The sequence below is a fragment of the Maricaulis maris genome, assembly GCF_036322705.1.
Classification (GTDB): domain Bacteria; phylum Pseudomonadota; class Alphaproteobacteria; order Caulobacterales; family Maricaulaceae; genus Maricaulis; species Maricaulis maris_B.
Window position 1 is genome coordinate 2,211,961 of record NZ_AP027270.1, and the last position, 23,352, is coordinate 2,235,312.

The 23,352-nt window shown below is 65.5% G+C and carries 19 protein-coding genes; 7 read left to right on the forward strand and 12 right to left on the reverse strand.

All coding sequences use genetic code 11. The features are described 5' to 3' along the window. Positions 1-37 precede the first annotated feature (37 nt). Together AAA969_RS10505 and AAA969_RS10510 are read left to right on the forward strand one after the other, a co-directional pair. Positions 38-844 carry a helix-turn-helix transcriptional regulator gene (locus AAA969_RS10505; protein ID WP_338246002.1) on the forward strand — a complete coding sequence of 269 codons (807 nt, stop codon included), beginning with the start codon at positions 38-40 and terminating at the stop codon, positions 842-844. Positions 845-977: 133 nt separating this feature from the next. Next, the gene (locus AAA969_RS10510; RefSeq protein WP_338246003.1) at positions 978-1,508 is read left to right on the forward strand and encodes a fasciclin domain-containing protein; all 531 of its coding nucleotides are present in this window, start codon (positions 978-980) and stop codon (positions 1,506-1,508) included. 60 nt (positions 1,509-1,568) lie between these two features. On the opposite strand, the gene AAA969_RS10515 is transcribed toward AAA969_RS10510, so the two are convergent. From AAA969_RS10515 to AAA969_RS10535, 5 genes are all read right to left on the reverse strand, one after another. Then, positions 1,569-2,606 (reverse strand): succinylglutamate desuccinylase/aspartoacylase family protein, encoded by a 1,038-nt coding sequence (locus AAA969_RS10515; RefSeq protein WP_338246006.1) that lies wholly within the window; start codon positions 2,604-2,606, stop codon positions 1,569-1,571. Next, the gene (gene rimK, locus AAA969_RS10520; protein WP_338246008.1) at positions 2,603-3,508 is read right to left on the reverse strand and encodes a 30S ribosomal protein S6--L-glutamate ligase; all 906 of its coding nucleotides are present in this window, start codon (positions 3,506-3,508) and stop codon (positions 2,603-2,605) included. Before rimK ends, AAA969_RS10515 begins: the two co-directional genes overlap by 4 nt. A gap of 60 nt (positions 3,509-3,568) precedes the next feature. Further along, positions 3,569-4,042: an ATP-dependent zinc protease family protein gene (locus AAA969_RS10525; RefSeq protein WP_338246009.1), complete on the reverse strand. Its 474-nt coding sequence runs from the start codon at positions 4,040-4,042 to the stop codon at positions 3,569-3,571. A gap of 132 nt (positions 4,043-4,174) precedes the next feature. After that, positions 4,175-4,831: a hypothetical protein gene (locus tag AAA969_RS10530; RefSeq protein WP_338246011.1), complete on the reverse strand. Its 657-nt coding sequence runs from the start codon at positions 4,829-4,831 to the stop codon at positions 4,175-4,177. Between the two features lie 57 nt (positions 4,832-4,888). Further along, the gene (locus AAA969_RS10535) at positions 4,889-5,851 is read right to left on the reverse strand and encodes an ArsR/SmtB family transcription factor (protein ID WP_338246013.1); all 963 of its coding nucleotides are present in this window, start codon (positions 5,849-5,851) and stop codon (positions 4,889-4,891) included. A 99-nt stretch (positions 5,852-5,950) separates the two neighbouring features. Between AAA969_RS10535 and AAA969_RS10540 the strand changes: the two genes are divergently transcribed. Then, entirely contained in the window at positions 5,951-7,219 is a 1,269-nt protein-coding gene (locus tag AAA969_RS10540; protein WP_338246015.1) for a D-amino acid dehydrogenase, read from the forward strand. On the opposite strand, the gene AAA969_RS10545 is transcribed toward AAA969_RS10540, so the two are convergent. The 3 genes from AAA969_RS10545 to ettA all read right to left on the reverse strand — a co-directional run bounded on the left by AAA969_RS10545 (position 7,216) and on the right by ettA (position 10,451). After that, entirely contained in the window at positions 7,216-7,950 is a 735-nt protein-coding gene (locus AAA969_RS10545; protein WP_338246017.1) for a CPBP family intramembrane glutamic endopeptidase, read from the reverse strand. The two genes, AAA969_RS10540 and AAA969_RS10545, sit on opposite strands and share 4 nt — an antisense overlap. A 124-nt stretch (positions 7,951-8,074) precedes the next feature. Then, positions 8,075-8,782: a helix-turn-helix transcriptional regulator gene (locus AAA969_RS10550; protein WP_338246019.1), complete on the reverse strand. Its 708-nt coding sequence runs from the start codon at positions 8,780-8,782 to the stop codon at positions 8,075-8,077. 1 nt (position 8,783) lies between these two features. Then, positions 8,784-10,451 (reverse strand): energy-dependent translational throttle protein EttA, encoded by a 1,668-nt coding sequence (ettA, locus tag AAA969_RS10555; protein ID WP_338246021.1) that lies wholly within the window; start codon positions 10,449-10,451, stop codon positions 8,784-8,786. A 2,205-nt stretch (positions 10,452-12,656) separates the two neighbouring features. On the opposite strand from ettA, the gene AAA969_RS10560 reads away from it, so the two are divergent. Continuing rightward, a complete protein-coding gene (locus tag AAA969_RS10560; protein ID WP_338246023.1) occupies positions 12,657-14,912 on the forward strand; it encodes a S9 family peptidase in 2,256 nt (751 codons plus the stop codon). Positions 14,913-14,924: 12 nt separating this feature from the next. On the opposite strand, the gene AAA969_RS10565 is transcribed toward AAA969_RS10560, so the two are convergent. From AAA969_RS10565 to AAA969_RS10580, 4 genes are all read right to left on the reverse strand, one after another. Further along, positions 14,925-15,677 carry a M48 family metallopeptidase gene (locus AAA969_RS10565; RefSeq protein ID WP_338246025.1) on the reverse strand — a complete coding sequence of 251 codons (753 nt, stop codon included), beginning with the start codon at positions 15,675-15,677 and terminating at the stop codon, positions 14,925-14,927. Then, the gene (locus AAA969_RS10570; RefSeq protein WP_338246027.1) at positions 15,677-16,150 is read right to left on the reverse strand and encodes a GAF domain-containing protein; all 474 of its coding nucleotides are present in this window, start codon (positions 16,148-16,150) and stop codon (positions 15,677-15,679) included. Before AAA969_RS10570 ends, AAA969_RS10565 begins: the two co-directional genes overlap by 1 nt. A 78-nt stretch (positions 16,151-16,228) precedes the next feature. Beyond that, positions 16,229-17,263, reverse strand: coding sequence for an SDH family Clp fold serine proteinase (locus tag AAA969_RS10575; protein ID WP_338246028.1), 1,035 nt, complete (start codon positions 17,261-17,263; stop codon positions 16,229-16,231). A gap of 146 nt (positions 17,264-17,409) precedes the next feature. Beyond that, positions 17,410-18,309 (reverse strand): S1/P1 nuclease, encoded by a 900-nt coding sequence (locus AAA969_RS10580; RefSeq protein ID WP_338246029.1) that lies wholly within the window; start codon positions 18,307-18,309, stop codon positions 17,410-17,412. A 269-nt stretch (positions 18,310-18,578) separates the two neighbouring features. Here AAA969_RS10580 and AAA969_RS10585 point away from each other — a divergent pair, with 269 nt between their 5' ends. Genes AAA969_RS10585 through AAA969_RS10595 form a run of 3 tightly spaced genes read left to right on the forward strand, consistent with a single transcriptional unit; the run spans position 18,579 to position 23,325 of the window. Beyond that, complete coding sequence (locus AAA969_RS10585) at positions 18,579-19,130, forward strand: TetR/AcrR family transcriptional regulator (RefSeq protein WP_338246030.1); 552 nt, start codon at positions 18,579-18,581, stop codon at positions 19,128-19,130. After that, positions 19,127-20,203 (forward strand): efflux RND transporter periplasmic adaptor subunit, encoded by a 1,077-nt coding sequence (locus tag AAA969_RS10590; protein WP_338246031.1) that lies wholly within the window; start codon positions 19,127-19,129, stop codon positions 20,201-20,203. The genes AAA969_RS10585 and AAA969_RS10590 overlap by 4 nt, the downstream gene beginning before the upstream one ends. Further along, on the forward strand, positions 20,200-23,325 hold the full coding sequence (locus tag AAA969_RS10595) for an efflux RND transporter permease subunit (RefSeq protein WP_338246032.1): 3,126 nt from the start codon (positions 20,200-20,202) through the stop codon (positions 23,323-23,325). Before AAA969_RS10590 ends, AAA969_RS10595 begins: the two co-directional genes overlap by 4 nt. The last annotated feature ends 27 nt before the right edge of the window (positions 23,326-23,352 follow it).

Genomic DNA, 23,352 nt, shown 5'->3' on the forward strand with positions numbered 1-23,352 from the left:
CATGGTTTTGCCTACCGGGCCGTGGCAGGCTGTCGCCATGACCGATCCGATCCCGCTCCGACCGCGCGCCGCAACATCAGCCTCCGCCTTGGGAGCCCTGCTGCGCGACTGGCGTCAGCGCCGCCGCTACAGCCAGCTGGCCCTGTCGCTGACCGCCGATGTCTCGGCCCGCCATCTCAGCTTTCTGGAGAGCGGCCGGTCGCAGCCGAGCCGTGCCATGGTGCTGCAACTGGCCGAATGTCTCGACATGCCGTTCGAGGCCCGCAACGCCATGCTGACGGCGGCCGGCTTCGCCTCGCTCTATGAGCGCACGCCCCTCGGCGCCGAGCATCTGGAACCGATCCGCGATGCCCTGACCCGGATGATGCATGCCCACAGCCCGGCTCCGTCGCTGATCTTCGACACCTATTGGCGGGTCGTGGATGCCAATCCGGCCGGGGCGCTCTTGATGGGCGGGACCTGGGAGCCGGGCATGTGTCTGGTCGACCGGCTGGTGGACGACGCGGCGCTGCGGGCACCGATCCTGAACTGGCCGGATGTCGCGGCGGTGCTGATGAACCGGCTGCGCTCGGAGTCGCGGCAGGCGGGGGGAGACAACCAGCTCGAGGCCCTTGCCGACAAGCTGGCACCGCACGCCGCAGATCCGCTCGCGCTGAGCGCACACGGCCCGATCATGACGCTGCGCTATGCCACCGCGCACGGCGAGCTCGCACTGTTCACGACCGTGGCCGAACTCAGCTCGGCCCGGGACCTGACCCTGCGCGATCTCCGGCTCGAGATCTTCTTTCCGGCCGATGCCGAAAGCCGCGCGCTGTTGGGAAAACTGACGCCCGTCAAAGATTAAGCTTCGGAAAGATTTGATCCGAAACCGGACGGGTGCCGTACCCTCGTCTGTCACATGCATGAGACGACCTTTTCAGTGAGACGGCGGTGGCCACCGCCCGACCTCACCCCAAAACGAACAAGGGAGCGCACACATGCGTCTCGTCTCTATCGCTGCCCTGACGGCAGCCCTGATCTCTGCTCCGGCCCTCGCAACCGATGCGGCCAGCATGAAAATGGACCATCATGGTGGCGGACACAGCGCCATGGCCCAGGCCGACATCGTTGATACCGCTGTCGCCGCCGGCCAGTTCAACACACTGGTTGCCGCCGTCCAGGCTGCCGGCCTCGTCGACACGCTGAAGAGCGACGGCCCGTTCACGGTCTTCGCCCCGGTCGATGCCGCCTTTGAAGGCCTGCCGGCCGGCGAAGTCGAGCGCCTGCTGATGCCGGAAAACCGGGCCGAGCTGGCGGGTCTCCTGACCTACCATGTCGTCGCGGGTGCCATCACCTCGGACCAGCTGGCCGGTCAGATCCTGTCGGTTGAAACGGTTGAGGGTTCGACCGTCCTGATCGATGCGACCGACGGTGTGCGCGTCGGCAATGCCCAGGTCATCCAGGCCGACATCGAAACCTCGAACGGCATCATCCATGTCGTCGACCGGGTCATCATCCCGAACGGCTGATCCCGACACTGTTGATCGGGCAGGCCCTCGGGCCTGCCCGCATCACCATCCCGACATGGCCTAGATGATTTCATCTTCATCGAAGAGCGGATCATTGCTCAGCGCCTCGCCGAGCTGAACCATCGGCTCCTCGTTCCGGCGCTTGATGATCTCGGCAATATGCACGACGGCATCGCCCTCATTGACGATGGGCAAAACGGTCCGGCCGATGATCAAGCCGTCACACGGCGCGGTAATCTCGACTTCCGTCGTCCCCAGCGGATCGCTCAATGTGGCGATCAGCGTGCCCTCCTCGACATGCTCGCCGCAATCGCGGTGCATGCGCAGGACGCCGCCCATCGGCGCCCGTGCCCAGCTCGACTTGTTGCCGATCTCCGAACGCAATGTCGCCTTCAGGCGCTTGTCGGCGCGCAGCATGCCCAGCTTGCCGAGCACGCGCAGAATACCCTTCACCCCCATGCGCAGCGCCGTTTCGTCGAAGCGCAGCGCCTCGCCACTTTCATAGACAATCACCGGAATGCCGCGTTCCTGGGCGGCTTCGCGCAGTGAACCCTCGCGCAAGGATGAGTGCACGATCACCGGCGCTGCGAACTCCAGCGCCAGCTCGAGCGCCTGCGGCACTTTCGTGTCGACACGGATTTGCGGCAGATTGGTGCGGTTGACCGCGGCCGAGTGGAGGTCGATCCCGGCCTCACAGCGCTCGACCACCTCGGTCATGAAGATATCGGCCAGCCGCGCCGCCAGCGAGCCAGTCGGCGCGCCCGGGAAGGAGCGGTTGAGGTCGCGGCGATCGGGCAGATAGCGCGAATGCGTGATGAAGCCGTAGGTATTGACCACCGGCACACAGATCAGTGTCCCCGCGATCGACCGCATCTGCGGCGTCCGGATCACCCGGCGGATCATCTCCACGCCGATGATCTCATCGCCATGAATGGCCGCCGACAGAAAGACAACCGGTCCCGGGCGCTTGCCGTGCAGCACCTGTACCGACAGCGACATCGGCGTGTGATCCGACAGCACGGAGACCGGAATCTGGACGATCTTGGTCGTTCCGGGCGCGACCGTCTCGCCCGCTATTTCAAAAGCTTGTCGACTCATCCGGTGCCGCGGGTCTTCGTCTTGCCCATCACGGCATTCTTTTCCATGAAATCGATGATCTTGTCGGCGACATCGACGCCGGTGGCGTTCTCGATGCCTTCCAGGCCCGGCGAGGAATTCACTTCCATGATCAGGGGGCCGTGATTGCCGCGCAGCAGGTCGACGCCGGCCACATTGAGCCCCATCACCTTGGCTGCCCGAACCGCGGTGGAGCGCTCTTCCGGGGTCAGCTTGATCTTGGAGGCCGAGCCACCCCGGTGCAGGTTGGAACGGAAATCGCCCTCGGCACCCTGTCGCTTCATCGCCGCAACAACCTTGCCGCCAACCACGATGGTTCGGATATCGGCCCCGCCGGCTTCCTTGATGAATTCCTGGACCAGGATGTTCACCTTGGCGCCGCGGAAGGCCTCGATCACGGACTTGGCCGAGCGACGGGTCTCTGCCAGCACGACGCCGACGCCCTGGGTGCCCTCGAGCAGCTTGATCACGACCGGCTCACCACCAGCAATGTCGAGCACGTCATCGGTCATCGAGGTATCGTGGGCGAAAGCCGTCACCGGCAGGCCCAGACCGGCGCGCGAGAGCAGCTGCAAGGAGCGGAGCTTGTCACGGGAGCGGCCGATGGCCACGGACTCGTTGACGCCCCAGACGCCCATCATCTCGAACTGGCGCACCACGGCCATGCCGTAATTGGTGATCGAGGCCCCGATGCGCGGGATGATCGCGTCATAGCCGGTCAGGATACGGCCCTGATAGCGCACTTCCGGCCGGTGCGAGGTAATGTTCATGTACATCTTGAGCGTATCATAGATGTCGATCTCGTGACCGCGAGCCTCGGCCGCCTCGACCAACCTCTTGTGCGAGTAGAGGTTTGGATTACGGGCGAGCATGAGCATTTTCATCGAGGATCTCTCCGGTGTGACGGCTGTCGGGGGTTTGGGTAGCACGAAACGCGTCGCGGCCTAAGTCGCGGTCGGACACAGATAGGATTTGGACGGATTGACCAGGGCACCGGGCTTGAGCGCGGTCCGACCGACCAGCATCCGGAACCCCATCTCATCCCGCCGGGTCAGCGTCAATTCGATCGGCCAGACATGCGGCCCGATCTGCAGTGGCGTGCGAATGACATAGCGCCGCTGTTGCTGCCCGTTCGAACTCTTGATCAGGCGACTGTCGATGACCGGCGCCTCACAGGCGATCCGGGTCTTGTTGTCATCCTGGTTGGGATGGAGGTCGAAGCGGACCCAGTTTGCGCCGTCCTTTTCGAACGGCTGGACCTTCCAGGCGTGGATGGCAGAGGTCCGGGCGCCGGTATCGATCTTCGCCTTGACCCGGACGCCGCCCAGCGCCGGCAGGCTCACCCATTCGCGCCATCCGACGACGATGGAGGGCGCGCCGGCGGCGGCGGCAGATTTCGATTTCGTCTTTTGAACCATCAGACTGGCATTCCCGACCGGACCTTCGGGCCATGCAAGCACTGCGCGCGGCAAAAAGGCAAGCGGGACACATCAGCCGCCCGCCTGCCTGCTCGCGCGCCTGCTCGCCTGCCGACCAGCCTGCCAGGGATGTCAGTCGCCAATCCAGAAGGAGAAGCTGACCGGCTGGCTGTCGCCATTCAGTGTCGCCGTGCCGACCAGCAGCTCGGAGACGGCGTCGGCGCCGGACTGCCATTCGGCCAGAGCCCCGTCGACATAGTCGGCCTCGATCACCAGCGTGCCGAGATCGGCGTCAGACGCGGTGATCATTACCCCGTCCTCGGTGATGGCGGCGCTGTCGATGGTCATCGCATGGAGGCGGTAATACGGACCGTACTCGTTCTCGCCGAGCTGGTCGGACCGATCCTCGAGGGCGAGGCGGAGATAAGCGGGCTGGTCGCACTCGGGCAGGGCCGGCCAGACTTCGATGTTCTCGAGGCTGAAATCGCCAAAGCGGATCGGCGCATTGGCGATGAAATAGCCCGACATGGTGCCGGTGACCGAGTGAAGGATCGCGCTGTCGCCCTGAGCCGCGCCGGACGCGTGCGCGCCGTCATCGGCCAGTGGATCATCCGGAATGGTATCCACGACCGGCGCCGGATCGGGCGCATAGACGCCGCTGTCCGCGGCATCCGGAGACGCAGCCCCGGCGCCATCGAGCGTGCCCGAACCGCCCTGCGTGCCCAGATACGAGCCGACACCAATCGCGCCGAGAATGGCGATACTGATAAGGTTCAACGCTGTTTTCATGTCTGCCCCCTGCAAAACGGCGTTTACATTACACCCGTCACGCCTTGCGGAGAAGGTCTAATCGAGCGGAGCCGGGGTCGCGGGCTTGCGCCGGGCGATCCAGATTTTCATGGTCAGCTGGCCGGTCGGGTCGTCGGGATGGAGCGCGGTCTGGTGCGCCAGCTCGAGACCGGCATGACCGATCAGGTCCGCCATCTCCTCATCGGCAAAGCCGAGGCGACGATGAAAATGGTCCTCGCGCAGGGTTTCCAGCTGGTGCGGGGCAAAGTCGACAATGACCAGGTTTCCACCCGGCCTCAGCACGCGCGCGCACTCGTCGACGGCGAGCGCCGGATCCTCGAGATAATGCAGCACCTGGTGCACCGTCACCAGATCAGCCACCGCCGTATCAAACGGCAGGGCGCCGACATCGGCATGCCGGACCGAGCAGTGCTTCAGCCCGGCCGATTGCAGGTTGAGCCGCGCGACATTGAGCATGGAGTGGTTGATGTCGACGCCGATCCCGCGCGCCACGCGGTCCGAAAACAGCTCCAGCACCCGCCCGGTGCCGACACCGACATCGATCATCAGATCGAACGGGCCGGGCCCGACCAGTTCACGCATCGCGGCCTCGACCTTGTGGTCGGCCAGATGCAGCGAGCGGATCGTGTCCCAGTCTTCCGCGACGCTCTCGAAATAGGCCTGCGCGGCCTGGGCGCGGGCCTGTTTGATGGCTTCCAGCCGCGACACGTCACGGGTCAGGACGGCGTCATCCTCGGGCACCAGCTCATTGGCCATCTGGGCCAGCTTGCGGCCGCCCCCGGCATCGGTCAGCCGGTAGAAGACATAGGCGCCTTCGGGCAGGCGCTCGGCAAGACCGGCATCGGTGAGAAGCTTGAGATGGCGCGAGACACGCGGCTGGCTCTGGCCCAGAATCGAGACCAGCTCCGACACCGTCAGCTCCCCGCGCGACAGCAGGGTGACGATGCGCAGGCGCGTCGGCTCGGCGAGCGCTTTGAGCTGTGTGACGAGAGCGTCCATGAAATCCCGGTCAGAAGGTGCAGATAATGCCTTGCTTTTATCTGTATCCCCACGAAGTTCAAACCGGGCCGTTCAGGCCGCCCGGAGGGAGAGACAGTCGTGGCCAAGCAGAATGTGATCATTGTCGGTGCCGGTCTGGCCGGCGTGAGCGCCGCCCATGCCCTGCGCGAGCGCGGGCATGAGGTGCTCGTCCTCGACGCCCATGCCGGCCCGGCCCGCGAAACCAGCTTCGCCAATGCCGGCGCGCTGACCCCGTCCGAGCCGGAACCGTGGAATGCCCCCGGCGTGCACTGGCAATTGCTGGCCTCCCTCGCCGATCCGCATTCCGCGATGAAACTGCGTCTGGCGCCGTTGCCCGGCCTCATCCCATGGGGTCTGAAATTCCTCGCCAATTCGACCCGCAAGCGCTACGCGGCCGCCTGCCAGGCCAATTTCGCCCTGTCGCGCTACTCGCTGGCCCAGACCCAGGCCGTGCGCGACCGCCACAAGCTCGACTTCGCCAATCTCGCCCGCGGCACGATGAAGGTGTGCCGCGACCAGCAGGCGCTCGACCAGCGCCAGCAGACCGGCAAGGCGCTGACCGAGGCCGGGCTGCGCTACGAGATCCTCGATCGCGAGGCCACCCTCGCCCGCGAACCCCTGCTCGCCGATGTCGCCGACCAGCTGGCCGGGGCGATCTATTATCCCGACGACGAGAGCGGCGACGCGCATCTGTTCACCGCCGCCCTGTCCGAGGTCGCCCACGAGGCCGGCGCCCGCTTCGAATACAATTCGCCGGTCACCAGCCTGATCGACCGCGCCGGTCGGATCGTTGGCGTGCGCACCGCGACCGAGGAGATCGAGGCCGACCAGGTCGTGCTCGCCACCGGCCACACCTCACGCCGCCTGCTGGCACCGCTCGGCCTGCATATCCCGGTGCGACCGGTGAAGGGCTATTCGCTCAGCCTCGACATGTCACAGCTCAACCAGCGCCCCTCCCTGCCGGTGGTCGACGAGGCGCTGCACGCCATCGTCACACCGCTCGGCGACACGCTGCGGATTGCCGGCACGGCGGAGTTTGCCGGCGAGGACCGGAGACTGCGCGAGGAGCGGATCGACAATCTGCGCCTGCTCCTGACCCGGCTCTATCCCGACATTGCCGCCAAGCTCCTGCCCGGCGACCAGAAAGCCTGGTGCGGCTTCCGTCCGATGTCGGCCGATGGCCGCCCGGTGATCGGCGAAACCCGGGCGCCCGGCCTGTGGATCTCCACCGGTCACGGCCATCTCGGCTGGACCCAGGCGATGGGCTCGGCCGGTCTGCTGGCCGCCCTGATGGATGGCGACGAGGCGCCGGTCCCGGCGGAGGCCTTCTCGGCGAAACGGTTCTAGGGCGACCAGACCAGACCCAGCCCGATGCCCAGCGCATTATTGGTGATGTGGGCAGCAATGGCCGGCCACACCGAGCCGGTCCGCCAGTAGAGCCAGCACAGGATGAGCGCCATCAGCGCCGCTGAAATCGCTTGTGGTGGCAGGATATGGGCGGCGCCGAACATCACCGAGGAGATGATCGCCGCCAGCCAGACCGGCCGGTTGCCGGCCATCCAGCGGAACAGGAAGCCGCGAAAGAAGACCTCCTCGGCAAAGGGCGTCACCAGAACCGTCATCGCCAGGAAGCCGGCGCTTAGCCACAGCGAATGGCCGTCACCAAGCGCGAACGGCGTCGCCATGAAGGCCATCCAGTCCGGCATGGCGACCACCATCAGTTTCGCGAGGACGAGACGCAGGCCGAAGGCGACCGCGCCGACCAGAACGGCCAGACCGATCCAGCGCCACGACACACTGACCAGCCCGACCCAGCGCGGTCCGCGCCGATGCAGGAGCAGGGCACCGATCGCCACGGCTGCCAAAAGCGCGACGGCTTTGTTGAGCTGACCGATGATCAGTACGCCGGGCGGCAGGCGGGGGCCGTCGCCGAGATAAGCCTCCATGCCGACGCCCTGGCGCACGATTTCCATATGCGCCCAGCTGAGCAGGACATAGCCGGTCATGGCGCCGGCAAGGATGGCAATGCCGGGCCAGAAGCGCCACGGGCTTTCGAGTGACTTGACGGGACTGGACATGAAACCTCCCTGTTGGTTCAGGAAGGCTGGCCGGCCCCGGTGGCAGCGACCATCGACAGATGTTGGCAATCTGTCAGTCGACAGATGTCAGGCCGTCTCTTCAGCCCCGACTTCAGCCGCGACTTCAGCCGCGACCGTCAGCTTCGTCGAGCAGGCCGAAGCGCTCGGCCAGTTCCCGGACCTGGCCGCGGCGCGCGATGCCCAGCTTCAGGTAGAGCTCTGAATTATAGGTGCGCACCGTCGTCGGCGAGAGATTGAGCTGGCGCGCGATATCCTTGTCGGTCAGCCCGCGCGCGAGCAGGCGTATCAGTTGGCGGTCGCGGTCGGTCAGATCCCGGACGTGGGCAGGCAGGGCCTCCGGCCTCGCCGCTCGGACGACGGTTTCCGCCAGCGAAATCGACAGGATGGCGCGGCTCTCCGGCGCGAAGCGGACCTCATAGACGAGCCCCGGCGTGATCTGCTCGCGCCAGAACGGCGCAAGCGCAAAGCGCTCACCGCTGATATGCAGGATCTCATGCGTGGGCGCGATCAGACCGATCCCGCGCCGGCTGCGGACATCGGCATGTCCCCGCACCGAGCGGACCACACGTCCGGCCTCGTCCCGCCGGGCCTGTCGCCAGCGCAACGGGGCCCTGACCAGAAACATCGCCAGTCCGGCAAAGCCCAGAAGGGACAGACCGAGTGAACCCGCGAACAGCTGCGCGGGCTCGCGCACTGCAGAGAGGGCCATCGCCACCAGCCCCGGCAGGACCAGTGCCAACAGGACGAACATGAAGAAGGCCTGGCGTGATCGCCAGGCCCTCAGTTCACGACGTTCGTCTTCGCTCAGCATTCTACCGCGCGAATTTCTGGAACTTGATCTTCTTGGGCATGTCGGCGTCCGGACCGAGGCGACGCTTCTTGTCCTCGATATAGTCCTCGAAATTGCCCTCGAACCATTCGACATGGCTGTCGCCTTCAAAGGCGAGGATGTGCGTGGCCAGACGGTCGAGGAAGAAACGGTCGTGCGAGATCACCACGGCACAGCCCGGATAGGCTTCCAGCGCCTGCTCCAGCGCCGCCAGGGTTTCCACGTCCAGATCGTTGGTCGGCTCATCGAGCAGCAGCAGGTTGCCGCCGGTCTGCAGCATCTTGGCGAGGTGGACGCGGTTGCGCTCACCACCGGAGAGCAAGCCCACCTTTTTCTGCTGGTCGCCGCCCTTGAAGTTGAACGTGCCGACATAGGCGCGCGAGGGGACTTCCTTGCCGCCCAGCTCGATCATGTCATTGCCGCCGGAGATTTCCTGCCAGACGGTCTTGTTGGGGTCGAGCGTGTCGCGCGACTGGTCGACATAGCCCAGCTTGACCGTCTCGCCGAGACGGATCGAGCCCTCGTCCGGGGTCTCCTGGCCGGTGATCATCTTGAACAGGGTCGATTTACCCGCACCGTTCGGACCGATCACGCCGACCACGCCGCCCGGCGGCAGCTTGAAGGACAGGCCATCAATGAGCAGCTTGTCCTCGAAGCCCTTCTTGAGGTTCTCCACCTCGACCACGACACCGCCCAGGCGCGGCCCCGGCGGAATGGTGATCTGGGCCGTGGTGATCTCGGCGCGCTCGGCGGCATCGCGCAGGTCCTCATAGGACTTGATACGCGCCTTCGCCTTGGCCTGGCGGGCTTTCGGCGAGGAGCGGATCCATTCCAGTTCGCGCATCAGGGCGCGATCCTTGGCGCTCTTTTCGCGGTCTTCCTGGGCCAGGCGCTTGGACTTCTGTTCCAGCCAGGAGGAGTAGCCGCCCTCATAGGGCACACCGCGGCCGCGATCGAGTTCGAGCGTCCAGGTGGTGATCGAGTCGAGGAAGTAGCGGTCGTGGGTGACAACCAGCACGGCGCCCTTGAAGTCTTCCAGATAGTTCTGCAGCCACTGCACGCTTTCGGCGTCGAGGTGGTTGGTCGGCTCATCGAGCAGCAGCATGTGCGGGTCGGACAGCAAGAGGCGGCACAGGGCCACGCGGCGACGCTCACCACCGGACAGGTCGGTGACGGGCCAGTCGGCCGGCGGACAGCGCAGCGCCGTCATCGCCATCTCGATCTTCGAGTCGATGTCCCAGGCGTTCTCGTTGTCGATCTTCTCCTGGAGCTCGGTCATCTTCTCCATCAGCTCGTCGGTATAATCCTCCGCCAGCTGCATCGAGATGGCATTGAACTCCTCCAGGAGCTGCTTGGGCGCCGAGCCTTCGATCACATTTTCCCAGACCGTCTTGTCTTCATCGAGCTGCGGTTCCTGGGCGAGATAACCGACCTTCACGCCCTTCTCGGCCCAGGCTTCACCGGTGAATTCGGTGTCCATGCCGGCCATGATCTTCAGCAGAGTGGACTTACCGGCACCGTTGACGCCGACAACACCGATCTTGGCGTCGGGCAGGAAGTGCAGGGAAATACCGTCGAACACCGGCTTGGCAGCGCCCGGATAGGTCTTCGACAGCTTGTCCATGTGATAGACGAATTTGTATGCGGCCATGGGGGAGAGGCTCTCTTGTCTGGCAGGGAATCTTGAGCCGCACCCTGTAGCGGAGTGAGGCTGCAAGGGCAATGCGGGAAAGGCGTGGGAGATGACGGGGCATCCTTTCCTTCCCCCACCGTGGGGAAGTGTCCTGGCGCGTCGCGGCAAGACGGAGGGGTGACGCCAGAGGCGGCATGGGCGCCAGCACGCTCTTCGAAACACCCCACCCCTCCGTCATCCCACGGTGACCGCAAAGCGGGCATCCGGGGGACCTGTGCTTCCCCGTCGACGGCCTGGCTGAGGTCCCCCGGATCGCGACTGTGCCGCGACCGTGGGATGACGGTGGGGAATTGGGGTGATGGTGTTGGAGCGGACGCGGCGCACTCCCGGCAAGGGGTGAAGGGCGAAGCGGGCGCCGGCACGCTCTTCGCAACACCCAACCCCACCGTCATCCCACGGTGGCCGCGAAGCGGGCATCCGGGGGACCTGTGCTTCCCCGTCGACGGCCTGGCTGAGGTCCCCCGGATCGCGGCTTTGCCGCGACCGTGGGATGACGGTTGGGAAGTGGGGTGATGGTGTTGGAGCGGATATTGCGTCATCCCGGCAAGGGGTGAAGGGCGAAGCGGGCGCCAGCACGCTCTTCGCAACACCCCTCTACACCGTCATCCCACGGTGACCGCAAAGCGGGCATCCGGGGGACCTGTGCTTCCCCGTCGACGGCCGGGCTGAGGTCCCCCGGATCGCGGCCTTGCCGCGACCGTGGGATGACGGTGGGGAATTGGGGTGATGGTGTTGGAGCGGACGCGGCGCACTCCCGGCAAGGGGTGAAGGGCGAATCGGGCGCCAGCACGCTCTTCGAAACACCCCACCCCTCCGTCATCCCAAGGTGACCGCGAAGCGGGCGTCCGGGGGACCTGCGCTTCCCCGTCGACGGCCTGGCTGAGGTCCCCCGGATCGCGGCTTTGCCGCGACCGTGGGATGACGGTTGGGAAGTGGGGTGATGGTGTTGGAGCGGATATTGCGTCATCCCGGCAAGGGGTGAAGGGCGAAGCGGGCGCCAGCACGCTCTTCGCAACACCCCTCTACACCGTCATCCCACGGTGACCGCAAAGCGGGCATCCGGGGGACCTGTGCTTCCCCGTCGACGGCCGGGCTGAGGTCCCCCGGATCGCGGCCTTGCCGCGACCGTGGGATGACGGTGGGGAATTGGGGTGATGGTGTTGGAGCGGACGCGGCGCACTCCCGGCAAGGGGTGAAGGGCGAAGCGGGCGCCAGCACGCTCTTCGAAACACGCCACCCCTCCGTCATCCCACGGTGACCGCGAAGCGGGCGTCCGGGGGACCTGTGCTTCCCCGTTTGCAGATTGGCTGAGGTCCCCCGGACAAGCCGTGGGATGACGGTGGGTATGAAGCGATCAAAGGGATCGAAGTCGACCGACTTATCCCCCGCCACACCACCCTAACCCACTGCAAATCCGCACTTTCCCAAAAACCTTATCCGCCCCTCTTCCCGGATACCCCATACTTCTCCCGTTCCCGCGCCAACTCGAGGCTCGGACCGGTTATCCGGGGGTGCGGGGATTGCGGAGCTCGTCCGGTCTTGTGGATTTGACCACCACAAAACCCGGCGTGGCCATCGGCAGGACGGCGGCACAAAGCTCGACCGTTTGTTCCTGTCGGTTTCGAGACGGGGCCGGTAACGGCTCCGACCAAATCTCCGTGTGCGAGGTGCCCCCGGCGCCACCTACACAACTTCCATAGCAAGGCACCGGCAAGGCACCTCGCACCCCTCAACTGCTCACAACGCCAGGCGATCGCGCCGTGGCGCGGATGGGCGCGTCACCCTTTCCGTCAACAGATATGGGGTCATGCCATGTCAGCTCGCCGCCCTGCCCGCGTTTGGGGTTTTCCGTTCTGGCGCTCACGCGCCTTTCAATCCGGGCGGTGCGGTTGGGGTGTGGGGTTTCGTGCCAAACGACGGACATCCTTTCCTCCCCATTCCATGGCGAGGTGTCTTGGCGCGAAGCGGCAAAACGGAGGGGTGACGCCGAAGGCGGCATGGGCCACACCTCGCCCAGCCCCTCCTCGCCGCGCTCGGGCCCCTTCCCCACACGTGGGGAAGAAAACCGGCGTGGCTGCACCCGACAACCGCCCATGCGGTCAGGTCTGGCCAGCCAAAGCCGGCGCTCCTAAAACGGGCAACGAGATTATCCGGGGAGTTTTCATGACCGTTCGCCTTGCCAGCCTTCTTGCTGTCGCCACAGTCCTGACCGCCTGCCAGCCGGCCAGCGAAACGACCGTCCAAACAGTTGATGCCGAGCCCGCCCTCACGATCGAGCGGATCCATGCCAGCCCGTCGCTCAACGGGGCTGCGCCGCGGTCGCTGACCTTCTCGCCGGACGGCTCGCGTGTGACCTTTCTGCGCGCCAAGGACGAGGACGCCACCGTGCTCGACCTGTGGGCGATGGATATCGATGGTGGCGAGCCCTACCGGCTGGTCGACAGCCAGGTCCTGGCGCCGGACGAGCGCGCGCTGACCGAGGCCGAGCGTCAGCTGCGTGAGCGCGCCCGCATCTCCTCGACCGGGATTGTGCGCTATGACTGGGACAGCCAGGGCGAGGCCATCCTGGTGCCGCTCGATGGCGATGTCTTCTACGTCGATGTGGCGACCGGTGAGGCGCGCCGGCTGATGGAGACGCCGGAATACGAGACCGATGCCCGCATCTCCCCGCGCGGCAATTTCGCATCCTTCGTCCGCGAACAAAATCTCTACGTGATCGATCTGGAGAGTGGCGAGGAAACCGCCATCACCACGGATGGCGGCGATCTGGTCTCCTGGGGCATGGCCGAATTCGTCGCCCAGGAGGAGCTAGGCCGCCGCACCGGCTATTGGTGGTCACCGGACGAGCAATACATTGCCCTCGCCCGCGTCGATGAAAGCCCGGTCGACAATATCCAGCGCATGGAGATCGACGCCGACGGCTCGGCCCGGGTGGTCGACCAGCGCTATCCGCGTGCCGGCACCGACAATGCCCTGGTCGAGCTCTTCATTGCCGAGCGCGCGACCGGGACCCGCCGTCCGGTCGAGCTGGCCGACACCGATGACATCTATCTGGCCCGCGTGAACTGGTCTGCCGACAGCGCCACCGCCTATGTCCAGGTGCTCAACCGGATGCAGAACGAGCTGACCATTCTGGCCGCTGACCCGGCCAGCGGCGAGGCCGCGCCCTGGCTGGTCGAGACGACCGATATCTGGATCAATCTGACCAATGATTTCCGCGCCCTCGCCGACGGCAGCGTGATCTGGACCAGCGAGGACACGCCCGGCGGTTTCCGTCATATCCAGCACCGCGCCGCCGATGGCAGCCTGATCACACAGGTGACGTCCGGCGCCTGGGTCGTCGACGCGATCAATGCCGTCGACCAGGATAATGGCCTTGTCTATTTCACCGGCTGGATCGAGACCCCGCTGGAGCGCCACATCTATTCCGTGCCGCTCGACGGCTCGGCCGCTCCGACCCGCATCACCTCGGGTGAAGGGCGCTGGTCGGCGACCTTCGGCGGCGATGCCGCGACCTTTATCGGCACCTATTCCGACCCGTCGACGCCGGCCCAGACGGCGCTTTACACTGTCGATGGCAGCCGCATCCGCTGGATCGAGGAGAACGCCCTGGTCGAGGGCCATCCCTATTTCCCCTATCTCGACGATCACATCACACCGCAATACGGGACGCTGACAGCGGCTGATGGCAGCGAGCTGCACTACCAGATCTTCCTGCCCGCCGATTTCGACCCGAACCGGCAATATCCGGCCATCCAGTATCTCTACGGCGGGCCGCACAGCCAGCAGGTCCATCGCGGCTGGCAGTCGATGCGGGCGCAGATGTTTGCCCAGCGCGGCTATGTCTATTTCACGATCGATAATCGCGGCTCTTGGAATCGGGGGCGCGACTTCGAGGGTCAGCTGCAGCGCCGCATGGGCTCGGTCGAGGTCGAGGACCAGCTGGTCGGGCTGGACTATCTCAAGAGCCTCGACTTCGTTGACGCCGACCGGGTCGGGATCTGGGGCTGGTCCTATGGCGGCTACATGACGCTGATGTCGACCCTGCAGGCACCCGGCGCCTGGGCGGCCGGTGTCGCCGGCGCCCCGGTCACCGACTGGGCGCTCTATGACACCGCCTATACGGAGCGCTACATGGACCACCCGGATGCCAATTTCGAGGGTTACCGGGCCTCCTCCGTCTTTGCCCATCTGGACAATTACGAGACCCCGCTCCTCTTGATCCACGGCATGGCCGACGACAATGTCATCTTCGCCAATTCAGTCCGGCTCTACTCCGAACTCCAGCAGCAACGCGCCCAGTTCGAGATGATGACCTATCCCGGCCAGCGTCACGGCGTCCGCGGCGAGGACCGCCAGACCCAGATGTGGACGATGATCGTCGATTATTTCGATCGCAAGCTGAAGGATGAGGGTTAGAGGCTCCAAGCCCTAAAACACCACCCAGCGATCGGCCTCGTCGCGCATGCGCTGGCGGCGCGGTTTCCAGTCGGGCATCAGGCCTTCCACCACGCGCCAGTAGGCGGGGGAGTGATTGGCCTCGACCAGGTGGGCGGCCTCGTGGGCGCAGACATAGTCGACCAGCTCTTCGGGAAAGCCCATCAGTCGCCAGTTGAGGCGGATGGTGGCGTCCGAGGCGCACGAGCCCCAGCGCCGCTTCTGGTCACGCACAATGACCTTGCGCACCGGCTTGCCAAGCGCAGTGGCGTAGGCCTCGACCTTCGGCGCCATGAAGGCCTCGCCCTCGCGCTTGTAAAAGCGTTGCAGAGCCTGCGTGAGCGTTCGGGTCCGCAACTCGCCGGCGAGGTCGGGATCATGCTTGAGAATGAGGCGATCGCCTTCGCGCCGCACCGTGGTGCGCACGCCCCCGCCGCGCAGGTCGAGGGTCAGATCGCGACCGAGCCAGGGCAGGCTGGCTCCGGTTTCGAGGACAAGTTCAGGCGCTGCCGGGCGGGCCGCCCAGGCATCGAGCTTGGTCAGGATCCAGCCGGCCTTGGTGACGAGGGCGCGCCGGATGTCGCGCTCGCTGACACGGCGCGGGGCGGTGACGGCAAGACCGGCGCGGGAGATGGTGAAACCGATCGAGCGACGGCTGGAACGCCGCAGGGTGAAAGCGATCACCCGGCCCTCGAGCTCGATGGTCTGCTCGCTGGACCGATCCGCAGCAGAGCCCGACGCCGTCATCAGGCAATCGTCAGCAGATCGCCGCAGATCGCTTCCAGACCGGCCTGGTCCTCCGTGTCGAAGGCGCCGAATTCGGTGGAGTCGATATCCAGCACAGCGACCAGCTGCCCGCCGGCATCACGCACCGGCACGACGATTTCCGAATTGGAGCGGCTGTCACAGGCGATGTGGCCGGGGAAGGCGTGCACGTCTTCCACAAGCTGGGTCTCGCCGTTCGCCGCAGCCGCGCCGCAAACGCCCTTGCCGAAGGGAATGCGCAGACAGCCCATCGTGCCCTGATAGGGACCGACAACCAGCATGTCGGGCTGGTTCGGATCAACCTCGTAGAAGCCGGTCCAGAAGAAGCGTTCGCCGAACATCTCGCGCAGCAGGCAGCTGGCGGTTGCCAGGCGCGCGGTCCGGCTGGTCTCGCCGGCGATCACCGAGGCGATCTGCTTGCGGACATCTTCATAGAGCTCGGCCTTGGTGGTCATTGCGTCATCCCTTGCTGGCTGATCGCGAAGATCGGGGCGCGGCGGGCGTCGTTCAAGGGGGCGAGGCAGCGGCGGCAGCTAGAGACGCACATTGCCACGCAGCGACTGGCGGATGGCGCGCTCGATGGCCTGCTCGGCATCATCCCCCTTGCCCTCCTCGGGCCCGCCCTCGCCCTCCATGCGCCGCGCCTCGAATTCGAGCCGGGTATGGATCATGCGGATGCGGGCATCGACCAAGCCATAGATGAGATCGGGGATCTTGGTCGAGACGTTCATGCCCATCTCCTTGGCGTCCTTCGGCGTGATCGCCTGGCTGTGCGACAGCGTCCCGGCCGACAGCGTATCGGCGATATGGTGCTCGTCCCTGCCTTCGGCCTTGTGGACATCATTGACGATTTCGCGGGCCACCTTGCCGGCATAGCGGTCATATTTCTCGGCCTCATGGGCCAGCATGACCAGCACGTCCTGGGTCGCCAACGGGCCCTTCTGGGCGATCAGCTCCTTGTAGGCCTCGGTCGGGAAGCCGCCATAAATCGTGTCGATCGGCCCCAGCGAAGCGGTCGGATCCATCACGATCTTGTCGGCGGCGAGGGCGATCATGGTGCCGCCGGACATGGCGACATAGGGCACATAGGCCACGACCCGCGGCTCACGCTTGGGATTGTAATGCCCCTTGCCCTTGGACAGGTGATGCCTGATGGCCAGAGCGATCATGTGGGCCGGACGCGCATAGCCGCCCAGCGTATGCAGAACGATGACGATCCGGGCCCGCGGATTGGCCTGGCGGATCGAGGCGACAGCCTCGAAGGCCTCGTCAAAGGCGATCTGCTGCTGGGCGCTGTCGCGACCGACGAAATCATCGCCGAGATCGTGGATCAGATCGATCAGGACGGTATTCCCGCTCTCGATCTTCTTGCGGTATTTCTCGTAGTCCTTCTTGGCGTCCTCATAGCGCGCCGCCCGCTTGCGGCGCAGCTTGTAGACCTGGCGCTCGTCGGAGACGGCGCGCTGACGGTTCATCACCATGGAGATCGCGGTGACCGCGACGATCAGGACAAAAAGCCCCGCTCCGGCCACTCCGTAGAGGACCGTATTGTCCACACCCTCGATCACGCTCACCCCCGGCACACACCCCACTGGTCTGCGATGTTAACCAAAGGTTAACCACGGCAACAAGCAAAAGGCGTCGAGCGGGCAGGAAGGATGGCCGGCGTGGCCGACCGGCCACACATCCGGCAACGGCCTGGTTCGGGGCGCGGCTAGTTCAGGGCGCCGGATCCCGTCCCCGAACCGCTGCCCGACACCTGGCGCTCCTCGACCAGCTGGTTGAGGAGGCCGGCCAGGCGCACGCCGCCCTGCTTGAGACGCTGCAGGGAGACCGGCAGGTTACGGGCGTAATAAGCGTCACCCGGCTCGATCGGCTGGTCGGCGCGGGCCCAGTAGTAGGCAAAGCCGCGCGAGCGAACGATGTCATGGCTCTCCTGGGCCCAGTCGATCGGGGCCAGCGGCGTGTAGACGTCGACCCCGTTGAGCGGGATGTCGGCGGCAAGCTGCTCGACCAGGGGCAGCCAGCGGTCTTCCTCGGCCAGGTAGGGCCAGGTCTCGGCCATGTAGTCGGACAGGATTTCGCTGTCCCAGACCCGGTGTAGGTTGGTATGGCGTTCGCCGCGCCACAGCACCTCGATATCATTGCCGCCGCGGTCGCCCTCGATGGAGACATGCAGGGGCTGGTGGATGTCACCCATCCAGTGCGCGAGGAATTTCAGAGCCTCCAGGCGGTCGGCGTCGGAGCGGGAGCGGTCGGCAAAGACGCCGGCATGGAGATCAATGGCGGAGGTGATGCAGCCACCCTCGGCGCAATCCTCGGCATCGACATGCGGATCATCCCGCGCCTGGTTGATGTAGTGCCAGGGGGCGGTGTGGCGGTGGGTCGTACCGCGAACCTCATCGGCCCAGGAGCAGACATCGCGGAAGCTGACGAATTGCGGATCCTCGGCAACCAGACGATCCACCTCGCTGCGGGTCTCCTCGGACAGGTAGCGATAGGCCAGGTCACAGACGATCCGGTGCCCATCGCGCCCATAGGCCTCGGCCGGTGCCAGGGACAGGATGGTCGACAACAGGCCGGCAACGGCCAGAACGCGCAGAAGGAAGGACATCAGGCTCTCCGATTGGCGGCACCCGCCCGGTGCCTGCCCCGGTCTCTAGAAGAGCCTGCAGCCTGTCTCCACTAGTCAGGGCGCGCATCCCGCTTTGAACGCAACCCCCGGTCGAATAATCGGAAATTTTAATATTCCTCGCGCCGCCCTGGCTCCCCACTGCCAACATCTGGTTGGTGGAAAAGACCAGAGCTATACCGTCCGGACGGTATTGACTGTACCGTCTGGACGGTTTATGTGCAGCGCAGCATCATTCAGGATATCTGCGCATGCCGCCCAGCAAACCCTCGACCCGCGACACCATCCTCGATGCCGCCGAAACCGTGGTCGCGCGCGACGGATCCGGGCGCCTGACGATTGATGCCGTCGCTGCGGAAGCCGCCGTCTCGAAAGGCGGCGTGCTCTACCACTTCCCCAACAAGGTCGCCCTGCTGCAGGGCATGGTGACGCGGATGATGGCCGAGATCGGTGACGAGATCGCCGCCTCCGAAGTGCGCGCCAAGGCGACCGGTGAGCCGGTGCTCGCGCTGGTCTTCCAGGACATGTTCAACCGGACCGATGCGCATGACAGCGTCTCGATGGCCCTGCTCGCCGCCTCGGCCGAGCACCCCGAGCTGCTCGACCCGGCGCGCCAATTCCTGTCCTCGACCTTCCAGCGGCTGGCCGAGGAAACGCCGGACCCGATTGCCGCCCAAATTCTCCTGTTGGCCATGGACGGGCTCAAGCTCTCCGTCCTGCTCGGCTTCAACCATATTCCCGATCATCAGCTCCAGCCGATCCGTGATCGCCTGTTGAGCAAGGCCCGCGAGATCTACTCATGACCCGTTCCCCGCTCCTTGTCGCGCTCGGCGCCAGCCTGGTTCTTGCCGCGTGCTCGCAGGAAACGCCGCCCCCGCCGGCCGAAGCCCGACTGGTCCAGCTGGCCGAAGTGGTCGCCGAAACCGGCCAGACCCAACACGAATTCGTTGGCCGGATCGAAGCCCGCCTGAGTGTCGACATGGCGTTCCAGGTTGGTGGCCAGCTCGCCGAGCTGCCGCTCAATGAAGGCGTCCTGATCGAGCAGGGCACGCTCGTTGCCGCGCTTGACCGCGAGGACTTCCAGCGCGCCGAGCGCGAGGCGCGGGTGCAGCTGCAACAGGCCAATACCGAGCTGGAACGCCAGCGCACCCTGTTTGACCGTGGCATCGCCTCGCAGGCTGCGCTCGACAGCGCCCAGACCAATTACGACCTGCGCGAAGTTGCCCTGCAGACCGCCCGCCGCAATCTCGGCTATGCCACCCTGACCGCGCCCTTCGATGCCCTGGTCAGCCGTCGGCTGGTCGACAACTACACCATCGTGTCACCCGGCCAGCCGGTCGTGCGGCTGATGGATGTCTCCGAGATGCGGGTCTCGATCCCGATTTCCGAGAGCATGGTCGCCACCTTCGACCGGGCCAACCTGGTCTCGCTGGAGGCCGCCTTCTCCTTCCTGCCCGGCCAGACCTTCTCGCTGGAACCGCGTGAACTGGTGTCCGAGCCTGATGCCGCCTCGCGCACCTACCGCGCCATTGCCGCCCTGCCGGACGACATTCCGGCCAACATCCTGCCCGGCATGACCGCGACCGTCTTTGCCGAGTTCGACAATCCCGCCGGCGCTGTCAGCGGCCTGCGGGTTCCGCTCGCCGCGGTGTCCTCGGCGCCGGACGGATCGCAACGCGTTTGGGTCTATGACGACGCAGCCGGATCCGTCGTGCCACAGACCATCACCACGGCCGGTTTTGACGGCGACACGGTTGTCGTCACCACCGGCATCGAGGCCGGTGACCGGGTCGTCACAGCCGGTGTCTCCTCTCTGCATGAAGGCATGCGGGTCCGCCCGCTGTCCGACACTGCCCGCTTTGGAAGCCCGCAATGAGTGCCAGCGCGACCGCGTCGAGCCTGCTCGCCCGGGTCTCGATCGAAAAACCGGTCCTGACCTGGATCGTCATCCTGTTCTGCCTGATCGGCGGCCTGACCGGCTTCCTCAATGTCGGTCGGCTGGAAGACCCCGTCTTCACGATCAAGGAAGCGATCATTTTCACGCCCTATCCCGGGGCGACCGCGGAAGAGGTCGAACAGGAAGTCACGGAAGCGCTGGAAATCGCCATCCAGCAACTTGGCGAAGTCGACGAGATCCGCTCGGAATCCTCGCCCGGAATCTCCGAGATCCATGTTCGGATCGATCAAACCATCGACAGCGCCGATATGCCGGCCGTCTGGACCCGACTGCGGGCCAAGATCCGCGACACGATCGCCGCCCTGCCGCCGGGCGCAGGCGAGCCGATTGTCTATGATGATTTCGGTGACACTTACGGCATCTTCTATGCGGTCACGGCGGAGGGTTATTCCGACAGCCGTATCCGCGATATCGCCCGCACGCTGCGGCGCGAGCTCCTGACCGTCGAGAACGTCGCCAAGGTCGCCGTCGAGGGTGAGCCGGACGAGCGCATCTATATCGAGATTCCGCAGGAAAATCTGGCCCGTCTCGGACTCTCCTTTGCCGCCTTGCTGGAAGATCTCGAGCGCGAGAACGCGGTGGTCACGGCCGGCTCGGCACCGCTCGACGACCGGCTGGTCCGGGTCGACATCCCGCAGACGCTGGGTGGTGTGGACGCGATCTCCAACCTGCTGATCACGCCGCGCGACAGCGATCAGGCAATCCGCCTGTCCGACATCGCCGAGGTCCGCCGGGAAGCCGTCGAACGCCCGTCGCAATTCATCTATCACAACAATGCCCGCGCCTTCACGCTGGGCGTGGCCGGCCTGTCGACCGCCAATATCGTTGATGTCGGGCATGCCGTGGAGGCCCGCCTCGCCGAGATCGAGCGCGACCTGCCTCTGGGTGTCGAACTTCACCCGATCTACCAGCAACACCTGGTCGTCGACACGGCGATCAACAATTTCCTGATCAGCCTCGCCCTGTCGATCGCGATCGTGATCGGCGTGCTGTGCATCTTCATGGGCTGGCGGGCCGGCCTGACGGTCGGGGCCGTCCTGTTCCTGACCGTGTCGGGCACCCTCTTCTTCATGAACATGTTTTCCCTCGAGATGGAGCGCATCTCGCTCGGCGCCCTGATCATTGCCATGGGCATGCTGGTCGATAATGCCATCGTGGTGACGGAGGGCATGCTGACCGGGGTCATGCGCGGCAAGCCCCGCATGCAGGCCGCCGAGGAGGCCGTGGCCTCGACCCAGTGGCCGCTGCTTGGCGCCACCATTATCGGCATCCTCGCCTTCGCCGGCATCGGCCTCTCGCCTGACGCCACCGGCGAGTTCCTGTTCTCGCTGTTCGCCGTGATCGCGATCTCCCTGCTGTTGAGCTGGGTGATTGCTGTCACCGTGGTGCCGATGATCGGCTACCACCTGTTCGCCGCCCAGCGGCAAGCTGCCCAGGCCGCCTCCGCCGACGCGCTGGACGAGGACAGCCTGTACGCGGGCCGCCTGTTCAACGGCTATCGCGGCCTTCTGAACCTGGCATTGTCACGGCGCTGGGTCGTCCTGGCCCTGCTGATCGTCGTGACCGTGGTCTGCTATGCCGGCTTCGGATCGGTCCGCAATTCCTTCTTCCCGGCGACCAACACGCCGCTCTTCTACGTCAATGTCGAACTGCCCGAGGGCACCGACATCCTGACCACGGACTCGACCCTGCGCGAGATCGGGGCCTTCGTGTCGGAGCAGCCTGAAGTCGAGACGATCGACACATTCGTCGGGGCCGGGGCAACCCGCTTCATGCTGACCTATTCCTCCGAGCAGCCCAACACCGCCTACGGCCAGATCATCGTGCGCACCCATGAGCTCAATGCGATCCCGGCGCTGTCCGATCGCATCCTCGCGCATGTCCGGGAAACGGTTCCCGACGCAGAAGTCCGGGCCGACCGGATCATTTTCGGGCCGCCGTCCGGTGCCAAGCTGGAGGCGCGCTTTTCGGGGCCGGATGCCGATGTCCTGCGCGGGCTGGCCGAGCAGGCCATCATGGCCCTGAACAGCGATGGTGATGTCATCGATATCCGCACCGACTGGCGCAACCGGACCCCGGTCCTGCGTCCCGTCATCATCGAGGAACGCGCCCAGACCATCGGCGTGACCCGCGAGAACATCGCCAACGCGCTGCGCTTTGCCACGGTTGGCAGCCAGGTCGGCGTCTATCGCGAAGGCGAAACGCTGATCCCCATCCTGGCCCGGGCGCCGGAGAGCGAACGTGACGACCCGGCCTATCTCGACAACCGTCTGGTCTGGAGTCCGCAACAGGCTGCGTACGTACCGATCAACCAGGTCGTCTCGCAATTCGCGCTCGAATTCGAGGACGTGCTGATCCAGCGCCGCGACCGGACCCGGACCATCTCGGTGCGCGCCAACCCGCATCCCTGGGAAACCGCATCGCAGGGTTTTGCCCGCTTCGCCCCGGTGATCGAGGCGATCGAGCTGCCGCGGGGCTATTCATTGGAATGGGGCGGCGAGTATGAAGCCTCGGCGGAGGCGAACGCCTCGCTGGGCGGGCAATTGCCGCTGACCTTCGTGGCCATGCTGACGATTTCCTTCCTGCTGTTCGCCAAGGTCCGGCAGCCGCTGATCATCTGGGCTGTGGTACCGATGTCGGTGAATGGCGTCGTGATCGGTCTTCTGGCGACCAATGTCGCCTTCTCCTTCACAGCACTGCTGGGGCTGTTGTCCCTGTCCGGCATGCTGATCAAGAACGCGATCGTGCTGGTCGACGAGATCGATGTCCGCATCCGCAGCGGCGATGACCGGCTGGCGGCCGTGCGGGACGGCTCGATCAGTCGTCTGCGGCCGGTCCTGCTGGCGGCCAGCACCACCATCCTTGGCATGACCCCCTTGCTGGGCGACGCCTTTTTCCAGGGCATGGCGGTGACGATTATTGGCGGCCTGACCTTCGCCACGGTCCTCACCATGATCGCGGTCCCGGTGCTCTATGCGCTCTTCTTCGGCATTCGTCCCGAAGCGGGCGGGATCGAGGCCGGGCAGGCAGTCGAGGCTTGACGCCCGGACGGGATCGGCCAAGTTTCC

Bases quoted from the DNA above. Each gene is read 5' to 3' on its own strand.
- AAA969_RS10580 (WP_338246029.1), bottom strand. From the start codon at position 18,309: ATGTCCTTCCTTCTGCGCGTTCTGGCCGTTGCCGGCCTGTTGTCGACC.
- AAA969_RS10510 (WP_338246003.1), top strand. From the start codon at position 978: ATGCGTCTCGTCTCTATCGCTGCCCTGACGGCAGCCCTGATCTCTGCT.
- AAA969_RS10550 (WP_338246019.1), bottom strand. From the start codon at position 8,782: ATGCTGAGCGAAGACGAACGTCGTGAACTGAGGGCCTGGCGATCACGC.
- AAA969_RS10525 (WP_338246009.1), bottom strand. From the start codon at position 4,042: ATGGTTCAAAAGACGAAATCGAAATCTGCCGCCGCCGCCGGCGCGCCC.
- AAA969_RS10565 (WP_338246025.1), bottom strand. From the start codon at position 15,677: ATGACGGCGTCGGGCTCTGCTGCGGATCGGTCCAGCGAGCAGACCATC.
- AAA969_RS10515 (WP_338246006.1), bottom strand. From the start codon at position 2,606: ATGAGTCGACAAGCTTTTGAAATAGCGGGCGAGACGGTCGCGCCCGGA.
- AAA969_RS10530 (WP_338246011.1), bottom strand. From the start codon at position 4,831: ATGAAAACAGCGTTGAACCTTATCAGTATCGCCATTCTCGGCGCGATT.
- AAA969_RS10590 (WP_338246031.1), top strand. From the start codon at position 19,127: ATGACCCGTTCCCCGCTCCTTGTCGCGCTCGGCGCCAGCCTGGTTCTT.
- AAA969_RS10545 (WP_338246017.1), bottom strand. From the start codon at position 7,950: ATGTCCAGTCCCGTCAAGTCACTCGAAAGCCCGTGGCGCTTCTGGCCC.
- AAA969_RS10505 (WP_338246002.1), top strand. From the start codon at position 38: ATGACCGATCCGATCCCGCTCCGACCGCGCGCCGCAACATCAGCCTCC.
- AAA969_RS10560 (WP_338246023.1), top strand. From the start codon at position 12,657: ATGACCGTTCGCCTTGCCAGCCTTCTTGCTGTCGCCACAGTCCTGACC.
- AAA969_RS10535 (WP_338246013.1), bottom strand. From the start codon at position 5,851: ATGGACGCTCTCGTCACACAGCTCAAAGCGCTCGCCGAGCCGACGCGC.
- ettA (WP_338246021.1), bottom strand. From the start codon at position 10,451: ATGGCCGCATACAAATTCGTCTATCACATGGACAAGCTGTCGAAGACC.
- rimK (WP_338246008.1), bottom strand. From the start codon at position 3,508: ATGAAAATGCTCATGCTCGCCCGTAATCCAAACCTCTACTCGCACAAG.
- AAA969_RS10585 (WP_338246030.1), top strand. From the start codon at position 18,579: ATGCCGCCCAGCAAACCCTCGACCCGCGACACCATCCTCGATGCCGCC.
- AAA969_RS10595 (WP_338246032.1), top strand. From the start codon at position 20,200: ATGAGTGCCAGCGCGACCGCGTCGAGCCTGCTCGCCCGGGTCTCGATC.
- AAA969_RS10570 (WP_338246027.1), bottom strand. From the start codon at position 16,150: ATGACCACCAAGGCCGAGCTCTATGAAGATGTCCGCAAGCAGATCGCC.